The following is a 23,816-nucleotide window of genomic DNA, read 5'->3' on the forward strand; positions in this document are numbered from 1 at the left end:
TTTTTTTATGGCCGCGATTTATCCATTTCACCTTTTTTCTCACAGCCACAGAGGCACACCATGTCGCCAGGTAACTTGAGCATCGCCAAACGTGCCGTGATCAGCTTCGGCGTCATCGCCCTGCTGGTCCTGTTGCAGGGGCTGTTCGCCCTTAAACAGGTCGCGCAGGTTCGCGCCACCGGCCAGCACACTGAAAACGTCTCCCTGCCCAGCATTCGCCACCTGGGTGAAATCCGCGACTACATCCTGAGTATTCGCGTGCTCAGCCTGCGCATGGCGCTCAACCGCGATCCAAAGGTGCTCGATGCCACCGTCACACGCCTGCACCAAGTGCAGGGCTGGCTTGCAGAGACGCTGGAAAAATTCACTCCGCTGGTCGGTGATTACAACCGGGGGCCGTACGAAAAGTTCGTCACCACCGTCACCAGTTACCGCCAGGCGCTGGCGCAATACGAAGCGCTGTCGCGGGAGAACCGCAGCGAAGAAATGACCGCGTTGCTCAATGGCAAAATCCAGGACTACTCGACCCAGACCGGTGACCAGTTCGCCGAATTGATGGCGCTTTCCGCCAACGAAGTCAGCCTCTCGGCGAACCAGGCCGACTCGCTCTACAACCAGGTAAAAATCACCGTGATCGGTGCGCTGATCGCGGTTGCGCTCCTGACCCTATGCCTGGCCTGGCTGTTGATTCGCAGCATCGTCATGCCGATCCGTCAGGCGGTCGAAGTGGCCGAGCAAGTGGCCGCCGGTGACCTGAGCCAACCGATCCGCAGCCACGGCGCCGATGAAACCGCACGCTTGCTCAAGGCCCTGTCGGCCATGCAGACCAGCCTGCGGGAAACCCTGCAACTGATCAGCGGCACGTCGACCCAACTGGCGGCCGCCGCCCAGCAGATGAATCAGAGCACTCAGCAGGATTCCAGTCGGCTGCAACAGCAGCACAATGAAATCGAACAGGCCGCCACGGCCGTCAACGAAATGACCGTCGCGGTGGAAGAAGTGGCACGCAACGCGGTGTCGACTTCCGACAGCACCAGACAGTCCACACAGCAAGCCAATCAGGGCCAGGCACGGGTGATTGAAACACTGGATTCGATTCAGGCGATGAGCAGCAATGCGGGCACCGCACTGCAACAGGTTCAGACCCTGGCCGAGCAGTCCCGGGAAATCGGCAAGGTGCTGGATGTGATCCGCGCCATCGCCGAACAGACCAACCTGCTCGCGCTCAATGCCGCCATCGAGGCTGCGCGAGCCGGGGAAGCCGGGCGTGGTTTCGCGGTGGTGGCCGATGAAGTTCGGGCGCTGGCGCATCGCACTCAGCAATCAACCCGGGAGATCGAACAGATCATCGGCCGAGTTCAGGGCGATACCAACGGTGTGGTGATGTCGATGCACGACAACAGTCAGCGTGTCGCCGAAACCTTGTCGATTGCTGAACAGGCCGGGCTGGCACTGGCAGAAATCACCCGGGCGATGGAGCAGATCCATGAACGTAACCTGGTGATCGCCAGCGCCTCGGAAGAACAGGCGCAGGTGGCCCGTGAGGTGGATCGTAATCTGCTGAACATCCGCGACCTGTCGCTGGAAAGCGCCGACGCCGCAACCCGGACCAGCGCCACCAGCCAGGAGTTGTCGCGACTGGCGGCGGGCCTGCAAAACCTGGTGGTGCGTTTCAAATTTTGACCGGGTTCAGCGGCGGCTTTGTTGCCACGCCGCCGCCAACCCGCTGCAGCAAATCACCGCGATCCCGACCACCGTGGTCAGGGTCGGCGTGTGAGAAAACAGCAACCAGCCCAGCAAACCGGCAAAGACAATCTGGCAATAGCCGAACGGTGCCAGCAGCGCGGGGGCGGCATGGCGGAACGCCTGGGTCAGAAACAGGTGCGCCGTCATCCCGCAGGCGCCCAGTGCAACCATCATCAATCCATGCCCAAGGCTTGGCACTTTCCAGAAAAACGGCACCAATGCGCTCATCACCAGGGTGTTGCACAGGCCGGCGAAGAAGTTACTGGTGGTCGGGCTGTCGACTTCACTGAGCTTGCGGGTGAGCAATTGATAGAAGCAGAAAAACAGCGCCGAGCAGAGTGGCAGCAAGACTGCTGGCGTGAACAGATCCCCGCCGGGATGGACGATGATCAATACGCCGACAAATCCGCAAATCACCGCGATCCATTGGCCACGGGTGACCCGTTCACGCAGCAGTGGCACCGACAACGCGGTGACCAGAACCGGAGCGAGAAAGTTGACCGCCGTGGCTTCGGCCAACGGGATGTACTGCAAACCGGTGGTGAAAAACAAACTGGTGCCCAACAGGCACAACGCCCTGAACAACTGCAGCAACGGACGTTTGGTGCGCAGGACGCGCAACCCCGATTGCGGCAGGAAAATCCCGGCCATCAGCAAGGTGTGAACCACATAGCGGGCCCAGACCACCATGACGATCGGATAAAACCCCGATAGATACTTCGACAAGGCGTCGTGACTGGAAAACAGAAAGGTCGCGACAACGATCAGCAGAATCCCTTTGAAGGGTTGGTTTACACCGGAGAGCGGGGTGCTGATGGTCATTAGCGATCCTTTTTTTTTGCATCAAAAATCAAAAGCTTCGCGGGCAAGCCTCGTTCCTGCATGAACACTGGATAACCTGTGAGAGCGTGGCTTGCCCGCGATAGGTGCGCAGCACCGCTTACCGCCGCGCCAACAATTCCCGAGTCTTATCCAACGCCATCTGCGCCCGCTGCAACCCGCTCACGCCCTGCTCCAGCAACTTCACGGTGGGAATCTCCAGGCTTAACGGGATATCGGCCGGCAAACACTGCAACAACCCCGCCAGATCACAATCACCATCGCCCGGAAAACGCCGCTCGTTACGCGCCTGACGCAAAATCTCCGCCATGTCCGTTGGCCGTGGCCCCGCAACATCGCATAACTGCGTGTACCGTAACCGTGACGGGGCAACTTTGGCCAGATCTTCCAACCGCGAACCCGAACGGTCGAAATGGAACGCGTCCACCAACACCGCGCCGTTTTCACGGTCAGCGTTTTCGACGACGCGCACCGCTTGTTTGAGATTGCGTGCATCGGTCCATGGCATGAACTCCAGATGCGGATGCAGCCCGTAAGGTGCCGCCAGATCACACAGCCGGGCGAAGTTCTCGGTGAGTCGTTGTTCGTCGGGATCGTTACCGGCCACCAGCAATTCACTGGCACCCAATTGCGCCCCGACCGCCAGAATCTTCTCGAAGTCGGCGACGATGGTTTGCGGCTTAAGACGCAGGATTTCAACATCCAGCACACGAATGCCGGTGTCGTGCAGCCGCGCCAGCGTCTCACGCCGTAAACCGACATCCGCTACCAGCGCAAAGTGATGTTCTTCGGCTGTCGCCGGTTCAAGGCGTAGTCCGACATGGCTGTATCCGGCCCGTGCTGCGACTTCGACCATCTCCGGCGGAGACAGCTCCAACACCGTCAGGCTGGCCAGGGAAAAGATCCGCTCACTCATGCTCATCCCTCGATTGACATCGGGGTGCAGGCACGACCGGTTTCGGCGGCCTCGCGAATCGCCTCAACCAGCGCCAGGGTGCGCGCAGCATCGGCCGCGCTCACCAAGGGTTCGACTTCCCGACGCGCCACGCGCACGAAGTGTTGCAACTGCAAACGCAATGCTTCATCGACGCTGAAGCGTTCCTGTTCCGCCAGCAACGGTTGATGCCATCCGCCATCGACGTCGGCGTAGTGCCAGCGCTTGAGCTGCGGAATGCTCAATGCACCGCCCGTCCCGGCCAGCAAGTAACAGGGCTGATCGGCCTGGCGCGGATAGGCCGGATTCTCCCCGGAACCCAGCTCCCAACTCCAGGGCGCCGCCACCGCGTCGGAACCGGTCAGGCTGCCCAGTGCGCCGTTGTCGAATTGCAGCAGCACCGCCGCGCAATCTTCGTTGGCAAATCCGCGCACCGCATTGCTGGTGATTGCCTGCACCTGGCGCACTTCGCCGCACAGATGCCGCAGCAGGTCGAGGTCGTGAATCAGGTTGGTCAACAACATCCCCGCACCGGGCTCGCGGCGCCACGACGTTTCGAAATAGCTGTCGGGTTTGCGCAACTGCCAGAGCGCCGTCACCGTCGTCAGCTGCCCCAAAGCGCCACCCTGCACCAGTTCATGGGCGCGGACGATCAACGGATTGTGCCGGCGATGGTGGCCGACCAGCACGGGAACTCCGGTGGCTTTTGACGCGGCCACCAGTTCGCGCGCTTCATCCAGGTGCACACCCACCGGTTTTTCCAGTAGCACCGGCACGCCGGCGGCGAGGCAATCGAGCGCCGTGCTGACGTGGAGCGTGTTCGGGTTGGCGACGATCACCGCGTCTGGCTTCGCCTGCTCCAGCATCTGACGGTGATCCGCGAAATACCCCACGCCCCATTCGCCTGCGAGGCCTGCCGCTTGTGGGCCGGGATCGGCCACCGCACACAACGTCGCTTGTGTCAGGGTTTGCAGATGCCGGTAATGCTGCTGGCCCATGTTGCCGGCACCGATCAGGGCGATGCGAAGGGGCGAAGTCATGCTGCGGTCCTCTTGTGATTATTGTCGGAGGGATGAATTCCAATAATTTAGAACCTGGTTCCAGATTCTTACAGGAGTAACGGCAACTTGTGTTCGAACAACGCACAGATTCGCATAGCCCACATATGGGTTTGTGCGGGCAGAATTAGACGAACAACTCCGAAGCCAGGCTTGCGGCAGACAGCTCCTCAGTGAACTTCAACAACAGCGGCGCCAGTTCATGCAACCGTGCCCCCGGCATCCGCGCGCTTGGCCCGGCAATGCTCAGCACACCGATCACTCGACCGTCGCCTGGGTGGCGCACCACCGCCGCAATCGCCGAGGTGCCCACTGCCGAACTCTCTTCGACCCAGGCGTAGCCCTGCTCTCGCGCCAGACGCAGGCGCTCCAGTAACTCAATGTTGGAACGCGGCGCGTTCGGCCCCAGGTCTTTCGGCCGTTCGCTCCCCTGACGCTCCACCAGCGACAACGCTTCGGCATCGCTCATGCACGCCAGCCATGCATGGCCCGACGCGGTGTAGAACAAGGGCGCATCACGGCCCATGTCCGGGTCGTAGCGCAGGCCCGAGCGGGCACCCTGAGACTTGGCGATCCAGACCTGGCGCTCGCCTTCAATAACGCCAAGGCGCACCAGCTCACCGGTTTCCTCGGCCAGGCGATCGAGCACCGGCTGCACGATATCGGCGCCGCTGCTCGACAGGTAACGGAAACCCATCGCCACCAGTTTGGTCGACAGGTGATAGCGCAGGTTCTCCGGATTCTGTCGCACGTAACCCAGCCGAATCAGCTCGGTGAGCAGACGGTGGGTCGCGCTTTTGGGGATGTCCAGTTGCTCCGCCAACGTCTGCATCGGCAGGCCGCGAGGGTCACTGGTGAGGCTTTCCAGCACGCTGAAAACACGTTCGATCTGACTGCCGGCCATGGGGGGTTCCACTCGAAATTTTGCCGATTCTAAAAGACAAACCACGTAATGCGAAATCTGGAACCCGCTGTCCGATAACCGCCCTCTTTACGCAGTGAATGGTTGCCGGGATCAATCAAGCCTTTATATTTTCTGGAATCAAATTCCAAAAACAACCTGGAGCTTTTAAACGATGCCTGCCGACTCTCCCCTCCTTGCGGACATCGAATGCGATGTGCTGATCGTCGGCTCCGGTGCGGCCGGATTGTCCGCAGCTGTAACCGCAGCCTGGCATGGCTTGAAAGTGATCGTGGTCGAGAAAGACCCGGTGTTCGGCGGCGCCACGGCGTGGTCCGGCGGATGGGCCTGGGTGCCGTGCAATCCCCTGGCGCGTCGTGCCGGCATCGTTGAAGACGTCGAGCAACCGCGCACTTACCTGAAGCACGAATTGGGTGAGCGTTACGATCCGGCGATGATCGACGCGTTCCTTGAGGCTGGCCCGCGAATGGTCGCGTTCTTCGAGCAACACACTGCCCTGCAATTCGCCGATGGCAACGCCATCGCCGACATTCATGGCGACACGCCGGGAGCCGGCACCGGTGGACGGTCGGTGATCGCTGCACCTTATGACGGGCGAAAAGTCGGCAAGCTACTCAAGCGCCTTCGCAAAACCATGCGGGAAACTTCGTTCATGGGCATGCCGATCATGGCGGGGGCGGACCTGAGCGCATTTCTCAACCTGACGCGCTCTTTGCCCGCTGCATGGCACGTGACCCGGCGCTTCACCCGGCACTTGTTCGACCTCATTGTTCATGGCCGGGCGATGCAACTGGTCAACGGCGTGGCGCTGGTTGCGCGGTTGGCAAAGTCCGCCGAAGACCTGGGCGTCTTGCTCTGGGAATCGGCACCGGTGACCGAGTTGCTTCGCGAAGGCGATCAGGTGCAAGGCGCAATCGTCAGTACCGCCAAAGGCAAAATCCGCATCCATGCACGCAAGGCCGTGGTGCTCGCGACCGGAGGTTTCGCCAATGATATCGAGCGACGCAAGGCATTGTTCCCCCGCACACCAACCGGCAACGAACACCTGGCGCTGCCGCCTCTCGGCGTCGCCGGTGATGGTTTGCGATTGGGCGAAAGCGCCGGTGCACGGGTCAACACCGACATGGCATCGCCCGTGGCCTGGGCGCCGGTTTCGCAAGTGCCGCACAGTGACGGCAGCATCGGCCACTTCCCGCACATCATCGAACGCGGCAAACCGGGGATCATCGGTGTGCTGAGCAACGGCCGGCGCTTCGTCAACGAAGCCGACGGCTACTACGACTACGTGACGGCCATGGTCGCCGCCGCACCGCTGGGCGAAGAAGTCGCCTCCTGGCTGATCTGCACTCATGGTTTTCAACGGCGTTATGGCCTGGGAATTTCTCGGCCGTTTCCGGTGCCGCTGTCATCCTTTATCCGCAGCGGTTATCTGAAAACCGGCAACACTGTCGAGGAATTGGCCCTGGCCTGCGGCATCGACCCAAACGGATTGCGCAGCACGGTGGATGAATACAACCGGTGTGCGCGCAACGGCGAAGATCCGTTGTTCGGTCGTGGCTCGACGCCCTACAACCGCAAACAGGGCGATGCGTTGCAGCAACCCAACCCGTGCGTCGCGCCGATTGAACAAGGCCCGTTCTACGCCGTGAAGGTTCAGCCTGGCTGCTTTGGCACCTTCGCCGGGCTCAAGGTCAATGAACATGCCCAGGTTCTTGGCGAGTCGGGGCAGGCCATCGCCGGGTTGTATGCAGCGGGCGGCGACATGGCCAGCATCATGGGCGGGCACTATCCCACCGGCGGTATCAATCTCGGCCCGGCGCTGACCTTCGGCTACATCGCTGCCCGGCATATCGCCGATATAGAGTGAGTTTGATCAGTGATTCTCGAGACAAGCATTCGCCCACTCGGTAAAAACCTGTCGCCCTGAAGGAATTCGCTGGGCTATCCGTGTTCAATACAAGTCTGAAATGTTCCGTGCGCAGTAAAAGACAGACGACCGGACTGGCGCCGCTCTCACTGACCAGCAACACTCATCACCATATTCAAACGAGGACTCACCCCCATGCTATGGAAAAAAGGCCGACGCAGCGACAACGTGGTCGATGCCCGTGGCGATGATGTCGGCGGTGGGGGTGGCGGGATGCGCTTCGGCGGGGGCAAGGGCCTGAGCCTGACGGCGATCCTGTTGATCGTCGGGATCGGCTGGATCACCGGCCAGGACCCGATGCAGATCCTCGGTCAATTGACCGGACAAATGAGCGAGCAATCGGCTCCGGCCACCACCCACACCCGCAAGGCACCGCCGGCCAATGATGAAAACGCCGAATTCGTGCGCTCGATCCTCGGCGACACCGAAGACACCTGGAGCCAGATTTTCCAGCAGGCCGGTCGGCAATATAAAGACCCGACCCTGGTGCTGTTCAGCAATCAGGTGAACTCGGCGTGCGGATTGGCGACATCGGCGACTGGTCCGTTCTATTGCCCGGCAGACCAGAAGGTCTACCTGGACATGGGTTTCTTCCAGGAAATGTCCCAGCGTTTTTCCGCCGCAGGTGATTTCGCCCAGGCCTACGTGATCGCTCACGAAGTCGGACACCACGTGCAGACTTTGCTCGGCGTTTCGGCGAAGATTCAGACCGCCCGGCAGCAGGGCCGGCAAATGGAGGGCGACGGTGGTTTGCTGGTGCGTCAGGAACTGCAGGCTGATTGCCTGGCCGGGGTCTGGGCCAACATTGCGCAGAAGCGCCTGAACTGGCTGGAACCCGGTGACATCGAAGAAGCCTTGAACGCCGCCAACGCCATCGGCGATGACCGCTTGCAGCAGCAAGGTCAGGGCCGCGTGGTACCGGACTCGTTCACTCATGGTACGTCAGCGCAAAGGGTGCGCTGGTTCAAAGCCGGATTTGCACAAGGCCAGGTTGGCCAGTGCGATACCTTTGCCGCGAAGAATCTGTAATGCACAAGTGGTTGTTAGCTCTGTTGATCACCTGCACAAGCGCCCAGGCTGCCGAGCAGGGGGTCAAGGAGATCAGTTCCGGGCGCCTGCTGTTGAGCGCCGGCGAAATCGCGGTGGGCATCGGCCCGACACCGGCGAAGAATATCGAACGAGTGCTGATCATCATTCATGGTCGTTTGCGCAACGCTGAAACCTACCGCCAGAGCGCCGAGCACGCGGCCCAGCAAGCCGGGCAAAGCGATAACACCCTGGTGCTCGCCCCACAGTTTCTCAATGAAACCGACATCGCGAGCCACCCGGTGCCTGACAGCGTTTTACGCTGGCACGGCAATGACTGGATGGCCGGCGGGTTATCCACCGCGCCGTTTACGCTGAGCTCCTACGCGGCGCTCGACGAAATCATCGCTCGCCTGGGTGATCGGCGACAGTTTCCGGACGTGAAGCAAATCGTCATTGCCGGTCACTCGGGCGGCGCTCAGGTAGTTCAGCGTTACGCCATGTTGAGCCACCCTCAGCCAGCCCTCGACACAGCGGGGGTGAAGGTGCGTTATGTGATCGCCAATCCTTCGTCGTATGCCTATTTCAATGAGCAACGGCCAGTGGCGTTCAGTCACGCGGGGTGTCCGAACTTCAATCGCTGGAAGTATGGGCTGGCGGACTTGCCCGCCTATGCCAATGGGCAAACGCCTGCGCAGCTGGAAGAAAACTACGTCAAACGCGACATCGTTTATTTGCTCGGGCAGCAGGACATCGACCCGAATCACCCGGCACTGGATAAAAGTTGCGAAGCCAAAGCCCAGGGCGCTTCTCGTTTGATTCGCGGGCGCAATTATTTCAATTATCTGAAACGGCGCCATCCTCAAGGGCTGAGTCAGCAGCTGATCGAAGTGCCCGGCGTCGGGCACAATGGGGACGGGATGTTTACCTCGCCCGAGGGGCAGAAGGCGTTGTTCGGGCAGTGAGTTTTGGGGCGTCTGATCGGACGCCCAATCTCTCAAGCCGAAAGCAGCTGCCGCAATTCCACGCAATCGCGCGCATGCCAATCAGTCAATTCCGGCCACGGATTATCCGGCAGGTTCACCAACACCGTCCGCGTCCCCGCCGCCCGGCCGCAATCCAGATCGAAGCGGTAATCACCGACCATCACCATTTCACTCGCCGGCACCTTCCAGGCCTCGGCCAGTTTCAGTAAACCACCGGGGTGCGGTTTGGGCGGTGCCTCATCGCGCCCCAGTACATCCTCCACCGCAAAGCAATCGGCCAGGCCAATCGCCTCCAGCGTGACATGCGCCAGCTCGCGAGCATTGCGCGTGAGAATGCCCAGGCGATAACCGCGCCCCGCCAACTCACGCACCAGTTCCACCGCGCCCGGCGCCGGTTTCGAACCCCGTGCCAGATCCCGTTCATGCTCCAGCAGCCACGCATGTTTGGCCGCCGCTTCTTCGGCCGGCAGCCCAGCGAGGTGAGTGAGGATGTCGTGTTCTGCAGGAATCGCCAACGCCACGCGGATCGCCGCGAAGTCATGTACGGCCACGGTCAGGGTGCCGTCCATGTCGAACACCCAGTGCCGCACTTCGGCCAGGCTCATGCCCAATCCTTGCGATGACGAATCAGGCCTTCCTGAGTGACCGAGGCCACCAGTTGCCCGGCACGGTTGAACACGCTGCCACGGGAGAACCCACGCGAGTTGCCGGCCCACGGGCTGTCCATGGCGTACAGCAACCAGTCATCGGCGCGCAGGTCGGCGTGGAACCACAACGCGTGATCAAGGCTGGCGACCTGCATGTCTTTCTGCCAGACCGATTTGCCATGGGGCAGCATTGAGGTGGTCAGCAAACCGAAGTCCGACGCGTAGGCCAGCAGGTATTTGTGCAGCGCAGGAGTATCGGCCAAGGCACCGTCGGCGCGGAACCAGACGTATTTGACTGGATCGGCAGGCTGCGGGTTGTAGGGGTCTTTTTCGGTCACCGGACGGAATTCGATCGGTTTCGGGCACAGCAGTTTTTCGCGCATGTGCTCCGGAATCAGGTGTGCGCGCTGCTGAGTGAGTTCCAGCTCCGACGGCAGGTTCTCCGGGCCGACCACTTGCGGCATTTCGCTCTGGTGCTGGAAGCCTTCTTCGTCGTACTGGAACGAGGCGCTGCAGGTGAAAATCGGGTTGCCCTTCTGGATCGCCGTCACCCGGCGCGTGCTGAAACTGCCGCCATCGCGCACCCGATCGACCTGATACACCACCGGCAACTTCGCATCGCCCGGACGCAGGAAGTAACCGTGCATCGAGTGCACATGGCGGGTCTCTTCGACTGTCTGACTGGCCGCCGACAGGGACTGGCCGAGCACCTGGCCGCCGAACAACTGACGGAAACCCAAGTCCTGGCTGCGGCCACGAAACAGGTTTTCTTCAATCGGTTCCAGGGTCAGCAGGTCTACCAGATCTTCCAACACTTGGCTCATTCAGACTCTCCTCACACAAAGCAATGCCGCGCAGTCTTGGCTGCGGCGGTCGATTCAGTTTATGGCCCGGTTCAACATGAGGGCCATTGTAAACGTCCGTGCCTGCTTATCCATGCAAGGTTTGCAGCCATTGCTCACGGGTGATGCGGTACAACACGTGCGGGCGCAGCGGATGATCGGCGGCAAGCCTGGGGTGCTCGAAGTCATCAACGGGGTCATGCTGCATGCCGATCGCCTGCATGACTTTTTGCGAAGGCAGATTGGTTTCGGTGGTGAACGCCACGACCTCTTGCAGCGCCAAGCGATCAAACCCACAGCGCAGAGCGGTCCACGCCGCCTCGCTGGCATAACCCAGGCCCCAGTGCTCGCGCGCCAGGCGCCAGCCGATTTCGATGGCTGGCGTGAACGGTGCGTCAAAGCCGACCACACTCAGCCCGGTAAACCCGATGAACGCCCCGGTGTCCTTGCGCTCCAGTGCCCAGAGGCCGAAACCATACTCGGCAAAATGCCCGCGAACCCGCCCGATCAGCGAGGCACTTTCCAGCCGACTCAAGGGCGCCGGAAAATACCGCATCACTTGTGGATCGGCGCACATCGCCGCAAACGCCGGCAAATCCTCATCGCGCCACTGCCGTAACGACAGTCGTGCGCTTTCGAGTTCCAGTATCGGCTCCATCGTGCCCCTCCCCTCTGTTTCCATGCCGCAAGTCTACATCGCTGGTAGGATCGTTCACTCATTCCTACATGCTTCCCCGATAAATCAGCCATGCCCCTGCCCCTGATCTACCACGAAGACTACAGTCCCGAGTTCCCGGCGGATCACCGCTTCCCCATGGACAAGTTTCGCCTGCTGCGCGATCACCTGGTGGACAGTGGCCTGACCCGTGACATCGACCTGCTGCGCCCGGAGCTGTGCCCGGCGGATATTCTCGCCCTCGCCCATGACCCTGCGTACATCGAGCGCTACATGGGTGGCGAGTTGTCCCGCGAAGACCAGCGGCGCCTCGGCCTGCCCTGGAGCGAAGCACTGGCCCGGCGCACAGTGCGGGCGGTCGGCGGTTCGCTGCTGGCGGCCGAACAGGCGCTGGAACATGGCTTGGCTTGTCACCTGGCCGGAGGTACACACCACGCGCATTACGATCACCCTGCCGGGTTCTGCATCTTCAACGACCTGGCGGTGATCAGCCATTACCTGCTGGAAAGTGGCCGGGTGAATCGGGTGTTGATCTTCGATTGCGATGTGCATCAGGGCGACGGGACTGCACGAATCCTGCACAACACCCCGGAAGCGGTGACCGTTTCCCTACACTGCGAAAAGAATTTTCCTGCACGCAAAGCCGAAAGCGACTGGGACATCCCGTTGCCGATGGGCATGGGCGACGCCGATTACCTGAAGGTGGTGGACGATGCGCTCAACTATTTGCTGCCGCTCTATCAACCGGATCTGGTGCTGTACGACGCCGGTGTCGATGTGCACAAGGACGACGCCCTGGGTTATCTGAAGCTGACCGACGAAGGCGTCGCCGCTCGTGATGAAAGCGTGATGCGCCATTGCCTGGGCCGGGATATTCCGGTGGTCGGCGTGATCGGCGGCGGCTACAGCAAGGACCGCAAGGCTCTGGCGCGCCGTCATGGCATCCTCCATCACAGCGCCCAACGGGTGTGGCAGTCATCAGGTTGTCATTGATGTGTGAGTCTTTACCCACAATGCCTGTGGAACCGCCTGTGGATAACCTGAGTGAAAGGGCCGGCAGCCCATGCGGGGTATAGGTTACAGAGCGGTGGTTGTTTTTTAACCAGCCCTCGAATCCTCCCACAGGGAGCAGGGCTGGTAGAATGCGCGGCTTATTCCGCCACGCCGCAGCTCTCGCCATGACCCAGCCCTCCACTTCCCTCCCCCCTCACGTCGCCATCATCGGCGGCGGCCCCGCCGGCTTGATGGCGGCTGAAGTGTTGAGCCAGGCCGGGATCAAGGTCGATCTGTACGACGGCATGCCTTCAGTGGGGCGAAAATTCCTGCTCGCCGGGGTCGGCGGCATGAACATCACCCACTCCGAGGCCTACCCGGCATTTCTCTCACGCTATGCCGAACGGGCGCCGCAGATCGCCCCGCTGTTACGCTCGTTCGGCGCCGAAGCCTTGTGCCAATGGATTCATGACCTGGGCATCGAAACTTTTGTCGGCAGCTCCGGCCGGGTGTTTCCCACCGACATGAAAGCCGCGCCCCTGTTGCGTGCCTGGCTCAAACGCCTGCGCGATGCCGGCGTAGTTATCCACACCCGCCATCGCTGGCTCGGTTGGGATAACAACGGTGATTTGCTAATCGACAGCCCCGAAGGCGAAAAAACCGTTCACGCGGATGCGAGCCTGCTGGCACTCGGCGGCGGAAGCTGGTCGCGTCTCGGCTCGGACGGTGCCTGGATGCTGCCGCTGGAACAGCGCGGTGTAGGGCTGGCGCCATTGCAACCGAGCAATTGCGGCTTCGAGGTGCAGGCCTGGAGCGAATTGATGGTCAGAAAATTCGCCGGCAGCCCGCTGAAAAACATCGCCATCGGCCTCAATGACGACGTGCCGCGACTCGGCGAGTGTGTGATCACTGCCACGGGAATTGAGGGCAGTTTGATCTACGCCCTGTCGGCAGCGATCCGCGAAGCGATCAATCAACATTGCTCGGCAACCGTTCACCTCGATCTGTTGCCGGGCAAGCCTGTGGATAAAATCCAGGCGGCGCTGAGCAAACCGCGCGGCTCACGCTCCATGGCCAAACACCTGCACAGTCAGCTTGGGCTAGATGGCGTGAAAGCAGCATTGTTGCGGGAATTGACACCGGCTGACTGTTTTGCCGATCCGGCCCTGCTGGCCAAAGCAATCAAGGCATTGCCGCTGACGCTGGTGAAAACCCGGCCATTGGACGAAGCCATCAGCAGTGCCGGTGGCGTGATGTTCGAGGCGATGGATGAACGTTTGATGCTCAAGCAACTACCCGGCGTGTTCTGCGCAGGGGAAATGCTCGATTGGGAAGCGCCGACCGGCGGCTATCTACTGACCGCGTGTTTCGCCAGTGGGCGAGCGGCGGGGTTGGGGATGGTGGAGTGGTTGAAGCACCGACACTGATCGTTCCCACACTGCGTGGGAACGATCTTCAGAGGATCAAGGCTTACGCTTACGCGGCCCGGTATTGAACACCGGCACTTTACGCACCGGCTTGATCGAAGGCTCCGGCGCCGACGCCTCACCGCTCTCGACCCATTTACCCAGGTTGCGCTTGCCGCCACCGGAGGTTTTGGGCTTCTTCGGTTTTTTCGGCTTCTTGATCACCTGACCGCTGGCATCGGTATCCGGCACGCGGTGTTCAGGTTCGAAGTCCGGCTCCATCTGGCGAGTCAACGTCTGACGGGTCAACATCTCGATGGCCGACAGTTGATTCACTTCATCAGCGCAGACCAGCGAAATAGCCTGCCCGGTTGCGCCCGCACGGCCGGTACGACCGATGCGGTGGATGTAGTCCTCGGCCACGATCGGCAGGTCGAAGTTGACCACCAATGGCAAATCTTCGATATCCAGGCCTCGGGCAGCCACGTCGGTGGCCACGAGGATCTGCACTTCGCTGGCCTTGAAGCGATCCAGCGCCCGCTGGCGAGTTGCCTGGGGTTTGTCGCCGTGGATGCCGTCGGCATTGACGCCCAGGCCCTGGAGTTTTTCCACCAACGCGTCTACGCCGTTACGGGTCTTGGCGAACACCAGCACCTGCTTCCACTTGCCCTTGCGCATCAAGTGAATGAACAGCTCCGGCTTGCGCTTTTTATCCACCGTCACCACCCATTGCTTGACGGTGTTGGCGGCCACGTTACGCGGGCTGACTTCGATGCTCAGCGGGTCGTTGAGCATTTGCCCGGCCAGCATGCGGATCGCATCGGAGAAGGTCGCGGAGAACAGCAGCGTCTGACGTCTCGAAGGTAGGGCTTTATAGATATTCCCCAGCTCCTCGGAAAAGCCCAGATCGAGCATGCGATCGGCTTCGTCCAGCACCAGGGTTTGCAGCTGGTTGAACTTGAGCGCGTTCTGACGGAACAGGTCGAGCAAACGGCCCGGGGTCGCCACCAACAGGTCGACACCTTTGCGCAGTTTCATCATTTGCGGGTTGATGCTGACGCCGCCGTACACCGCGTAGGTGCTCAACGGCAGGTTCTCGGCATACTGGCGCACGGCTTCGTGAACCTGTTCGGCCAGTTCGCGGGTCGGCACCAGAATCAGCGCGCGCACGGAGTTGGCGCTGACTTTCGGCCCTTCCATGGCCAGCAATTGCAGCAGCGGCAAGGCGAAACCTGCGGTTTTGCCGGTGCCGGTCTGGGCCGCGGCCATCAGGTCGCGACCGGCCAGCACCGCCGGAATCGCTTGCGCCTGAACCGGCGTCGGGGTCTGGTAGCCGAGCGTCTCGAGGGCGCGCAGCAAGGGTTCGATCAGGCCAAGGGTGGCGAAAGTCATGGGAGTACCGTAGGAAAAATCAGCGCGATTGTGCGAAACAAGTGTGCAATGGCGCGCAGTTTACCCTAATTCGCGCGGGATTCTGTCGGCACCGCTACGGCAGGGGCAGGCCGATCTGTGCCACGACGCCACTGTGGCAACCCGATCAACACCACCGCACTGATGATCACCGCCATCGCCAGCGTTTCTTCGATACCGATGGTCTCGCCGACAAACACGATCCCCAGCAACACCGCCACCGCCGGGTTGACGTAGGCATAGCTGGTGGCCGCTGCCGGCCGCACGTGTTTCAACAGGTACATGTAGGCGTTGAAGGCGATGATCGAACCGAAGAGGGTCAGGTACGCCAGCGCCGCCCAACCTTCGATCGGCGGCAGACTTTCCAGACGCTCGCCACTCACCGCACTGCCGATCAGCAACACCACGCCACCCACCAGCATCTCCACAGCACTGGCCATCGCGCCCTGAGGCAACGGCAAGTGTTTGCTCCACACCGAACCAAAGGCCCAGGACGCCGCCGCGAACACCAGCAACGCCGCGCCCAACGGGCTCGATTGCAGGTTGGAGCCGAGGTTGAGCATGGCAATACCGATCAGCCCAAGCACAATCCCGGCCCATTCGAGACGGGTATTACGCGCGCCCCAGAAATATCCGCACAACAAGGTAAACAGCGGCACCGTCGCCACCGCCAACGCGGCCACGCCAGAGGCCACGCCCGTGTGTTCGGCGACGCTCACCGCACCGTTACCGCATGTCAGCAGCAAAATCCCGATGATCCCCGCCGCTTTCCACTGCGCCCAGGTCGGCGCCGGCGCCCCGCGCCAGCGCAGGTACGCGTACATCAACGTCCCGGCGAGCACGAAGCGGATACCGGCGAGCAGCAACGGCGGCCAGTACTGCACGCCGATGCGAATCACCAGATAAGTCGACCCCCAAATCACGTACAACGCGAAAAAAGCAGCGATCAGCGGTAAGGAAAAACGGCGTAGACCAGACATGGGCAGCTCGAGGAACAAGACAAGGAGAGCCGCTATTCTAGAAAGGCCAACAGCGGAAAATAAGCTACAAAACCTGTTTATAGCGCCGGTACACTTTTCAAAACACGGAGTTCGACGCTATAAACCGTGCTTTCGAAAGTCAGTCATTTTTCAGGTAGGCCACGATGGACAAATACGACCGCATGCTCCTCAGCGCCCTGCTGGAAAACGGTCGTGCGTCCTACGCCGATCTGGCGCGAAAGGTGAACCTGTCCGCTCCGGCGGTGGCCGAACGCGTTGCCAAACTTGAAGCCTGCGGAGTGATCACTGGTTACCAGGCGAAAGTCGACCTGTCCAAAATCGGCCTGCCGATCCAGTGCGTCATCGAACTGCGCCTGAACCAGCACGGTAATCAGAAAACCTACGACGAACTGATCAAAATCCCACAGCTCACCGAATGCCATCGCGTCACCGGCGACCCCTGCGTGATCATGCAAGCGGCGGTGGGCTCGATGCCGGAGCTGGAAGAGTTGATCAACCGGATCGCCACGTTCGGGTTCAGCAAGACCTCGATTGTGTTATCGAGCGCCATCGAAAAACGCGTGCCGTTGGGGCAGCTGGAGGGGAATGGCAAATAGTTCTCCAGGGGTGCTTCTGTCAGAACCCGCGATACCGCTTCAAATGCTCATTGATCTTCGCCGCCGGCACTTTCTGCAAGCTGCACAGCAGATCATGGGACAACTCGCGCAATCCATGCTTTTGCCGCAGCTCTTGCGCCAGATGCGCCGTCAGGTTGGCGGCCATTTCCGCATCGGCCATGGCCCGGTGAGCCTTGCCGGTATTGGGCAGGCTGGCGAAGGTGGTGAGGGTGCCGAGTTTGTGGTTCGGCGCAGCGGGCATCAGGCGGCGGGCGAGTAACAGCGAGCAGGCAAAGTTCTGCAGACGTGTACGTTTGATTCGCCCGAGCTCGTAGTCCCAGAACTTCTGGTCGAACGCAGCGTTGTGCGCCAGCAGCGGCGTAATGCCGACAAATTCGTTGACCTCGTTCATCACCTGCTCGGCCGAGGGCGCAGTGCGCAGCATGGCGTTGCTGATGCCGGTCAGTTGTTCGATGAACGCCGGCACCCGCACGCCGGCATTCATCAGGCTTTGGTAACGCTCGACGATGCGCCCCTGTTCAAGAATCACCACGGCAATTTCCGTGGCCCGGCAGCTGCTGCTCGGGGAGATCCCGGTGGTTTCAAAGTCGATGACTGCTATGCGTTCCAAACCTGTTTCAACTCCGTAAAAATCAATTCTTGAGCAGCAACGCGCCTTCGATCGGTACGTAACGACTGGCGGCGCGGATCAGCGAGTTGGCCGTCAGACCCGGCACGCCGTAGGCCACCGCCTGCACGCCGTGCTTGGCGATGATGCGCTCCAACAGCATGTCGAAATCGCCGTCGCCAGAGGCCAACACCACTTCGTCGACATGGTCGGCGGCGTCCATGATGTCGAGGGTGATGCCCACGTCCCAGTCGCCTTTGGCCGAACCGTCGCTGCGCTGGATGTAGGGCTTGAGCTTCACGACGAAGCCGAGGTTGCGCAGGATCTGCTGGAACTGCTGCTGTTTGCTGTCGCCACGATCGATCGCATAGGCGTAGGCCTCGACGATCTGCCCCTGCTTGCTGACGTCAGCCCACAAAGCGGCGTAGTTGAAATGGCAACCATAGGCCTGACGCACGGTGTAGTAGAGGTTCTGGACATCGGCGAACACTGCGATTTTTTTCACCGTACATCCTCTCAGCGCGTTGGCGCGCGGGGTCGTGGCGCACAGGCGCGCGGGCTGGATCAGGCTCCAGGCCCGAAAAGTCGCCCAGTATGCCAGCCCGAAGGATTGTTCCGCGAATAATCGGCCCGGAGCGCCATGGCGCTCCGGACGAATGGCAGGTCAGATGAAGGAGTCGTCGTCATCGCCGCCGAAGAACGATGAACTGTCATCATCGTAATCCGCGTCGGTGAAACCGCCCTGATCGCTGGAGTTGTCAGCTACGCGCTGATCATTGCCCCAACCGCTGCTATCGCTCTGATCGTTGACCTTGGCCGGTTCTTCCTTGATGACTTCAACCACTTCCGGCTGCTGATTGTGATGGAACAGGCTGCTGATGCCTTGCGCCAGCATCACGCCACCGGCCACACCTGCTGCCGTTTTCAACGCACCGCCGAGGAAACCGCTGCCGACAGGCTGTTGCGGTGCGTAATTCTGCTGAGGTGGCGCTCCGAAATTCTGCTGAGCAGGCGGTGCACCGAAGTTTTGCTGCGGCTGCGAGTTGAACGACGGCCGTCCTGGTTCACGCCAGCCGCCATTCGAGGGGGCTGTGCTTTGAGTCGGCGCAGGCTGCGGATCACGGGAAGCGCCGCCGAAAATGCTCGACAAAAAGCCGCCGCTGCTCGGTGCCGGTGCCGCTGTCTGGGCCTTGGCCTGTTGCAGTTCGGCCTGCAATTGCTGGACTTGCTGGGTAAGTTGCTTGTTCTGTTCGTCGAGGCTCTTGATGGCTGCCTCTTGCACCAGAATCGCCTGGGTCATGAAATAGCCCGCCGCTGGTTGGCGAGTCAGGTGTTCCTTGATCCGCGTCTCGGCCTGGGCGTCGCGCGGGGCTGAGTCCGTTTCGGCCTGTTGCAGCCGGGAAAACAGTCCATCGATCAGGGTTTGTTCTTCGCTGTTCATGGCGACCTCGTAGATTGCCGGGAATATCAGTGCCCTCACCCACAGTGGATAAGGTGCTCACCAGTAATGGGGCTGATACAGGATGTTTCAATGACCTTTACCGAACGTTTACGTTTGTGCCCCGAAGGGGTTGATCGGTTAAAGTGAGGCACTGCTTTCAACCTGCGATACCGACTGATGAATTCGTTCGATGTACTGCGTGACTCTCTGTATTTTTTCAAGCGCAATCTGGGCCAGATCGTGCAGCTATGCCTGCCGCTGGTGATTGTCGAGGCGCTGCTGCAACAAGTGGTCGACCGCTCCACCGGGCCGGACAGTTTCGCCGGCATCAGTGTAATTGTCGGCTTGCTGGTGTATCCGCTGTACACCGCCGCGCTGATCCTGTTTCTCGATGCCCGCAGCCGAGGAGAATCGCCGCGTACCCGCGACCTGTTGGCAGCCGCGGCGACCCTGTGGCCGCGCTTCGCCGTGCTGACCGCCCTTAATACCCTGCTGATCCTGATCGGCCTGTCGCTGTATTTCCTGCCGGGCATCTGGCTGATGGTGACGCTGGCGTTCGGCGAGTACCTGTTGGTGCTGCGCGGCCTGGCACCGCTGGCGGCGATGAAGGAAAGCCTGCGCCTGACCCGCGGGCATTTCATACGCATCCTGGTGTGCATTCTGTGCGTGATGGGCCCGCTGTGGGTGCTCAAGGGCGCGACGCTGGCGGTTTACCCTGACCCGCAAAACCCGGTGATCTCGCTGCTGATCGACAGCGCCCACAGCTTCCTGCAGTTGTTCACCAGCGTGGTGCTGTTCCGTTTGTTCATGCTGATCGCCGATGCACCCGAGAAATCTGATGAGCGGCTCTGACCGCTCTACCCTTGGGCTTTGGCGCTGCTCTCGGTTATGCTCGGGGTCAATCTTGTAACGCGATAAGCCGAGCTATGCCCCGTCTACTGCGCTACACCCTGCTGGGCCTGCTGATCGCCATCAGCCTGATTGCAATGCTGATCTACAGCCTGACCTGGCGCCCCGACGCCAAGGAAGCGCTGCCGGTCAGTTGCAACGCCCAGGCGCCGACGCTGGTGCCCGGTCAGGCGTTGAAGGTGATGACCTGGAACGTCCAGTATCTGGCCGGCAAGCGCTACGTGTTCTGGAACGACCTGGCCGCAGGAGACGACGAATCCCCTACACCTGAAGACATGGCCTTCAGCCTCGACGAAGTGGCGCGGGTGATTCGCGACGAGCAACCGGACATCGTGCTGTTGCAGGAACTCGATGACGGCGCCAAGGCCAGCGACTACCAGAACCAGTTCAAATTACTTCAGGATCGGGTCACCGACCTGTATCCGTGCACCACTCAGGCCTTCGACTGGAAAGCCGACTTCGTACCTGAACCGCATATTTTCGGCAGCGTTGGCCGGCAATTGGCGACCCTGAGCCGCTACCGGATCGAACACGCCGAACGCCTGCAATTGCCGGTCGCGCCGGCCAATGTCATCAGCCGTCAGTTCAAGCCGAAAGACGCCTTGCTGGTCACGTACCTGGCATTGAACGACGGTGGCCAGATGGCCGTGCTCAACACCCATCTGGACCGCACCAGCCAGCTCGACGATACCTTGCAATCCCAGGTGACCGCCGTGGCCAAGGTGCTCGACAAGTTCGAAAGCCAAGGCACGCCGTGGTTGATCGGTGGAGATTTCAACCTGTTGCCGCTGGGCCAGTATCAACGCCTGCCCGCCGAGCAACGCACGCCCTACTCTGCCGACAGCGCGCTGCATGTGCTGTGGGACAAATACCCGATGATCCCCACCAACAACGAAGCCAGCGGTATCGACCGGGCACAATGGTTGACCCATTACCCGAATGATCCCGGCTTGAACGGGCCGGACCGGACCGTCGATTACCTGTTTTACAGCCCGCGCATCAAACGGGTCGAAGCGCGGGTGCGGCAGGACGATACGTTGCGCATTTCCGATCATTTGCCGGTGATTGCGCGGTTTCTGTTGCCGGCCGCGCCATAAAACACCTGTGGCGAGGGAGCTTGCTCCCGCTCGACTGCGCAGCAGTCGTAAACCGATTGACGCCACGCACCTGAAAAATGATGTGACAGAATTTGGGGCTGCTTTGCAGCCCAACGGGAGCAAGCTCCCTCGCCACAAAAATCCGTGCCCTACTTACGAGGCTTAACCCGCGCCGTCGCCTCGGCCACCAGCGGATCATCCGGCCAGTAGTGCTTCGGATACCGCCCCTTCAAATCCTTCTTCACCTCGGCATAGGTGCTGCGCCAGAAGTTCGCCAGGTCCTGCGTCACCTGCACTGGCCGCCGCGCCGGGGACAACAGATGCAGTTTCACCACTTGCCGGCCGCCGGCAATCCGCGGAGTCTCGGCCAAGCCGAACAACTCCTGCAACCGCACCGCCAGAATCGGTGGCTGTTCACTGTAATCCAGACGAATCGATGAGCCCGACGGCACGCTCAAATGATGCGGCGCCAGCTCATCCAGCCGTTGCGGCAACGGCCACGGCAGCAAGTTGTGAACGATGCTCGACAGGTCCAGATTGGCGAAGTGACTGAGCCGCGAGACTTTCCCCAGATAGGGCATCAGCCAGTGTTCGAGGCTTTTGAGCAATGTTGCGTCGCTGACATCCGGCCATTCGCTCTCGCCTTTACCCGCGAGATCCAACTGCCGCAACAACGCCACCCGCGCCTGCCACTGACGCAGCTCCGGGGTCCAGGGCAACAGCTCCAGACCTTTGCGCCGCACCAGATTCACCAACGCCTGACTGCGCGCACTTTCATCGAGCCCGGTCAGCGGTTCGCGGCTGAGGATCAACTCGCCGACCTTGCGCTGACGCTCGGCCCGCAGCACACCTTCGCGCTCATCCCAATCCAATTGATCGACACACCGCACCTGTTCGGCCAGCACCGAATCAAACAGCGCCGGATCAAAATCCGTCGCCAGATAAATCCGTTCTTCACGCTGGCCCTGACGACTGCCCAGATCGGCGATCACCAGCCACGGTTGCTTCATCAGGCTGTCCGCCTCGGCAAATAGCGCCGCACGACCGTTGGCCAGGCGATACTCCGCGCCACCGGCCCGCCGCTGTTGGGCGACCCGATCGGGATAAGCCAATGCCAGCAGCGCACCGAGCCAACGCGGATGTTCGGGATCGTTGACCGGCTCCGACGCTTTGCCGCGCAAATAACCACGATACTGTCGCGCCAGCTGCCGAGCTCGTTGAACACCGCCCTGCGCACCGCGAGCGGCCCGCTCTTCACCGGATAACAGCACCAGTCGGCTGTGCAGGTCCGCGCCAGCACCACGCAAGATATCGCGCTCACCAAGCAGTGCCGCGACATCACAGGCCATGTCGGCCAGACCGAGCGCCTGGCCACGCAACAGCAAATGGGCGATCCGTGGATGGGCCGGCAGTTCGGCCATGGCCTGACCATGACGGGTCAGCGCTTCGCCCTCCAGCGCACCCAAACGCTCAAGCAGATCCTGGGCCTGTGCATAAGCCGCTGCCGGAGGCACATCGAGCCAAACCAACTGCCCCGGCGTCACGCCCCAACGACCGAGTTGCAAGGCCAGCCCGGCAAGGTCCGCCGAGAGTATTTCCGCACTGGCGTAAGCCGCCAGTTGCTCGTGCTGATCCTGCGACCACAAGCGATAACACACACCGGGCTCCAAACGCCCGGCCCGGCCTGCACGCTGCGTTGCACTGGCTTTGGAGATCCGTTGGGTATCCAGGCGAGTCATGCCGCTGCCGGGGTCGAAACGCGGCACGCGCGCCAACCCGGCATCGATCACCACGCGCACGCCATTGATGGTCAGGCTGGTTTCGGCGATGTTGGTGGCCAGCACCACTTTGCGCTTGCCCGCAGGCGCCGGGTCAATCGCCGCCCGCTGCGCCGCCAGGTCCAGTTCGCCGTGCAGCGGGCACAGCAACACCGGCGTGCCCTCGCCCAAGGCATCGGCCAATTGTTGATGCACCCGCCGAATTTCCGCCTGCCCCGGCAGGAACACCAGCAGGCTGCCGGTTTCATCGTTCAGCGCGTCGAGGATGGTCTGCACCACCTTTGGCTCGATGAACTCACCGGGCTGAAACGGCCGGCCCCAGCGCATCGCCACCGGGTACATGCGACCTTCGCTGCGCAGGATTGGCGCGTCATCCAGCAATCCGGCCAGGCGTTCGCCTTCCAGGGTTGCCGACATCAAGAGGATTTTCAGCGGTTGATCGTCGCGGAACAGCTCCCGGCCATTCAGGCTCAGGGCCAGTGCCAGGTCGGCATCGAGGCTGCGCTCGTGGAATTCATCGAAAATCAGCAACCCCACGCCTTCCAGCGCCGGGTCATCCTGCAGGCGCCGGGTGAGGATGCCTTCGGTGACCACTTCGATGCGGGTATTGGGGCCGACCTTGCTGTCAAGACGAATGCGATAACCCACGGTTTCGCCGACCTTCTCGCCCAATTCACTGGCCAAGCGCTCCGCCGCCGCCCGCGCTGCTAACCGGCGCGGTTCGAGCATTAGAATGGTCTGCCCGGCCAGCCACGGCTCATCGAGCAAGGCCAACGGCACCCGGGTGGTTTTACCGGCACCGGGCGGTGCTTCGAGCACGGCTTCGTGGCGTGTAGTGAGGGCTTCACGCAGGGCGGGTAAAACTTCATCAATTGGCAAAGAAATCATGCTGGCTCCCAAACAGAGGGCCGAGTATAACGGCGTTCAGCGCGGTCCTAATTCATATCGACGAT

22 protein-coding genes are annotated in these 23,816 nt (G+C 61.2%); 9 read left to right on the forward strand and 13 right to left on the reverse strand.

The features are described from left to right. The first annotated feature begins 60 nt into the window (after window positions 1–60). On the forward strand, window positions 61–1,683 hold the full coding sequence (locus AC1DQM_RS24315) for a methyl-accepting chemotaxis protein (RefSeq protein WP_477746965.1): 1,623 nt from the start codon (window positions 61–63) through the stop codon (window positions 1,681–1,683). A gap of 6 nt (window positions 1,684–1,689) precedes the next feature. Here AC1DQM_RS24315 and AC1DQM_RS24320 read toward each other — a convergent pair whose 3' ends face one another. The 4 genes from AC1DQM_RS24320 to AC1DQM_RS24335 form a co-directional block, all read right to left on the reverse strand. Continuing rightward, window positions 1,690–2,568 carry a DMT family transporter gene (locus AC1DQM_RS24320; RefSeq protein WP_018925799.1) on the reverse strand — a complete coding sequence of 293 codons (879 nt, stop codon included), beginning with the start codon at window positions 2,566–2,568 and terminating at the stop codon, window positions 1,690–1,692. Between the two features lie 118 nt (window positions 2,569–2,686). After that, complete coding sequence (locus AC1DQM_RS24325; RefSeq protein ID WP_477746966.1) at window positions 2,687–3,502, reverse strand: sugar phosphate isomerase/epimerase family protein; 816 nt, start codon at window positions 3,500–3,502, stop codon at window positions 2,687–2,689. 2 nt (window positions 3,503–3,504) lie between these two features. Continuing rightward, window positions 3,505–4,560 carry a Gfo/Idh/MocA family protein gene (locus AC1DQM_RS24330; protein WP_064620539.1) on the reverse strand — a complete coding sequence of 352 codons (1,056 nt, stop codon included), beginning with the start codon at window positions 4,558–4,560 and terminating at the stop codon, window positions 3,505–3,507. 145 nt (window positions 4,561–4,705) lie between these two features. Then, window positions 4,706–5,482 carry an IclR family transcriptional regulator gene (locus AC1DQM_RS24335; RefSeq protein WP_018925796.1) on the reverse strand — a complete coding sequence of 259 codons (777 nt, stop codon included), beginning with the start codon at window positions 5,480–5,482 and terminating at the stop codon, window positions 4,706–4,708. 172 nt (window positions 5,483–5,654) lie between these two features. On the opposite strand from AC1DQM_RS24335, the gene AC1DQM_RS24340 reads away from it, so the two are divergent. The 3 genes from AC1DQM_RS24340 to AC1DQM_RS24350 all read left to right on the forward strand — a co-directional run bounded on the left by AC1DQM_RS24340 (window position 5,655) and on the right by AC1DQM_RS24350 (window position 9,418). Beyond that, complete coding sequence (locus tag AC1DQM_RS24340) at window positions 5,655–7,367, forward strand: FAD-dependent oxidoreductase (RefSeq protein ID WP_477746967.1); 1,713 nt, start codon at window positions 5,655–5,657, stop codon at window positions 7,365–7,367. Between the two features lie 195 nt (window positions 7,368–7,562). Beyond that, window positions 7,563–8,456, forward strand: a complete 894-nt coding sequence (ypfJ, locus tag AC1DQM_RS24345) for a KPN_02809 family neutral zinc metallopeptidase (protein WP_477746968.1) — start codon at window positions 7,563–7,565, stop codon at window positions 8,454–8,456. After that, window positions 8,456–9,418, forward strand: coding sequence for an alpha/beta fold hydrolase (locus AC1DQM_RS24350; RefSeq protein ID WP_018925793.1), 963 nt, complete (start codon window positions 8,456–8,458; stop codon window positions 9,416–9,418). Before ypfJ ends, AC1DQM_RS24350 begins: the two co-directional genes overlap by 1 nt. 32 nt (window positions 9,419–9,450) lie before the next feature. On the opposite strand, the gene AC1DQM_RS24355 is transcribed toward AC1DQM_RS24350, so the two are convergent. The 3 genes from AC1DQM_RS24355 to AC1DQM_RS24365 form a co-directional block, all read right to left on the reverse strand. Then, window positions 9,451–10,044, reverse strand: a complete 594-nt coding sequence (locus AC1DQM_RS24355) for an HAD family hydrolase (protein WP_019650914.1) — start codon at window positions 10,042–10,044, stop codon at window positions 9,451–9,453. Beyond that, window positions 10,041–10,910 (reverse strand): acyl-CoA thioesterase II, encoded by an 870-nt coding sequence (gene tesB, locus AC1DQM_RS24360; protein ID WP_019581316.1) that lies wholly within the window; start codon window positions 10,908–10,910, stop codon window positions 10,041–10,043. The genes AC1DQM_RS24355 and tesB overlap by 4 nt, the downstream gene beginning before the upstream one ends. Window positions 10,911–11,016: 106 nt before the next feature. Next, window positions 11,017–11,586: a GNAT family N-acetyltransferase gene (locus AC1DQM_RS24365; protein WP_477746969.1), complete on the reverse strand. Its 570-nt coding sequence runs from the start codon at window positions 11,584–11,586 to the stop codon at window positions 11,017–11,019. 90 nt (window positions 11,587–11,676) lie between these two features. Between AC1DQM_RS24365 and AC1DQM_RS24370 the strand changes: the two genes are divergently transcribed. Both AC1DQM_RS24370 and AC1DQM_RS24375 read left to right on the forward strand, forming a co-directional pair. Beyond that, on the forward strand, window positions 11,677–12,597 hold the full coding sequence (locus AC1DQM_RS24370; RefSeq protein ID WP_305410228.1) for a histone deacetylase family protein: 921 nt from the start codon (window positions 11,677–11,679) through the stop codon (window positions 12,595–12,597). A 185-nt stretch (window positions 12,598–12,782) separates the two neighbouring features. After that, complete coding sequence (locus AC1DQM_RS24375; RefSeq protein WP_477747014.1) at window positions 12,783–14,024, forward strand: TIGR03862 family flavoprotein; 1,242 nt, start codon at window positions 12,783–12,785, stop codon at window positions 14,022–14,024. 36 nt (window positions 14,025–14,060) lie between these two features. Here the strand turns inward: AC1DQM_RS24375 and AC1DQM_RS24380 are convergent, their stop codons facing one another. Both AC1DQM_RS24380 and yedA read right to left on the reverse strand, forming a co-directional pair. After that, window positions 14,061–15,395, reverse strand: a complete 1,335-nt coding sequence (locus AC1DQM_RS24380; RefSeq protein ID WP_086945927.1) for an RNA helicase RhlE1 — start codon at window positions 15,393–15,395, stop codon at window positions 14,061–14,063. A 65-nt stretch (window positions 15,396–15,460) separates the two neighbouring features. After that, window positions 15,461–16,393: a drug/metabolite exporter YedA gene (gene yedA, locus AC1DQM_RS24385; protein ID WP_018925786.1), complete on the reverse strand. Its 933-nt coding sequence runs from the start codon at window positions 16,391–16,393 to the stop codon at window positions 15,461–15,463. Window positions 16,394–16,557: 164 nt separating this feature from the next. On the opposite strand from yedA, the gene AC1DQM_RS24390 reads away from it, so the two are divergent. Continuing rightward, a complete protein-coding gene (locus AC1DQM_RS24390) occupies window positions 16,558–17,010 on the forward strand; it encodes an Lrp/AsnC family transcriptional regulator (RefSeq protein ID WP_096479505.1) in 453 nt (150 codons plus the stop codon). A 19-nt stretch (window positions 17,011–17,029) separates the two neighbouring features. Here AC1DQM_RS24390 and AC1DQM_RS24395 read toward each other — a convergent pair whose 3' ends face one another. The 3 genes from AC1DQM_RS24395 to AC1DQM_RS24405 all read right to left on the reverse strand — a co-directional run bounded on the left by AC1DQM_RS24395 (window position 17,030) and on the right by AC1DQM_RS24405 (window position 19,079). Then, a complete protein-coding gene (locus tag AC1DQM_RS24395; protein ID WP_018925784.1) occupies window positions 17,030–17,641 on the reverse strand; it encodes a 3'-5' exonuclease in 612 nt (203 codons plus the stop codon). Between the two features lie 22 nt (window positions 17,642–17,663). Next, window positions 17,664–18,143, reverse strand: coding sequence for a LabA-like NYN domain-containing protein (locus AC1DQM_RS24400; RefSeq protein WP_018925783.1), 480 nt, complete (start codon window positions 18,141–18,143; stop codon window positions 17,664–17,666). A 159-nt stretch (window positions 18,144–18,302) separates the two neighbouring features. After that, window positions 18,303–19,079, reverse strand: coding sequence for a DUF2076 domain-containing protein (locus AC1DQM_RS24405; protein ID WP_477746970.1), 777 nt, complete (start codon window positions 19,077–19,079; stop codon window positions 18,303–18,305). A gap of 177 nt (window positions 19,080–19,256) precedes the next feature. On the opposite strand from AC1DQM_RS24405, the gene AC1DQM_RS24410 reads away from it, so the two are divergent. Both AC1DQM_RS24410 and AC1DQM_RS24415 read left to right on the forward strand, forming a co-directional pair. Further along, entirely contained in the window at window positions 19,257–19,931 is a 675-nt protein-coding gene (locus AC1DQM_RS24410) for a YciC family protein (RefSeq protein WP_428635865.1), read from the forward strand. A 74-nt stretch (window positions 19,932–20,005) separates the two neighbouring features. Then, on the forward strand, window positions 20,006–21,085 hold the full coding sequence (locus AC1DQM_RS24415) for an endonuclease/exonuclease/phosphatase family protein (RefSeq protein ID WP_477746971.1): 1,080 nt from the start codon (window positions 20,006–20,008) through the stop codon (window positions 21,083–21,085). Window positions 21,086–21,234: 149 nt separating this feature from the next. Here the strand turns inward: AC1DQM_RS24415 and hrpB are convergent, their stop codons facing one another. Continuing rightward, a complete protein-coding gene (gene hrpB, locus AC1DQM_RS24420; protein WP_477746972.1) occupies window positions 21,235–23,751 on the reverse strand; it encodes an ATP-dependent helicase HrpB in 2,517 nt (838 codons plus the stop codon). Window positions 23,752–23,816: the final 65 nt, after the last annotated feature.

The sequence above is a fragment of the Pseudomonas sp. 01L34 genome (assembly GCF_056400265.1).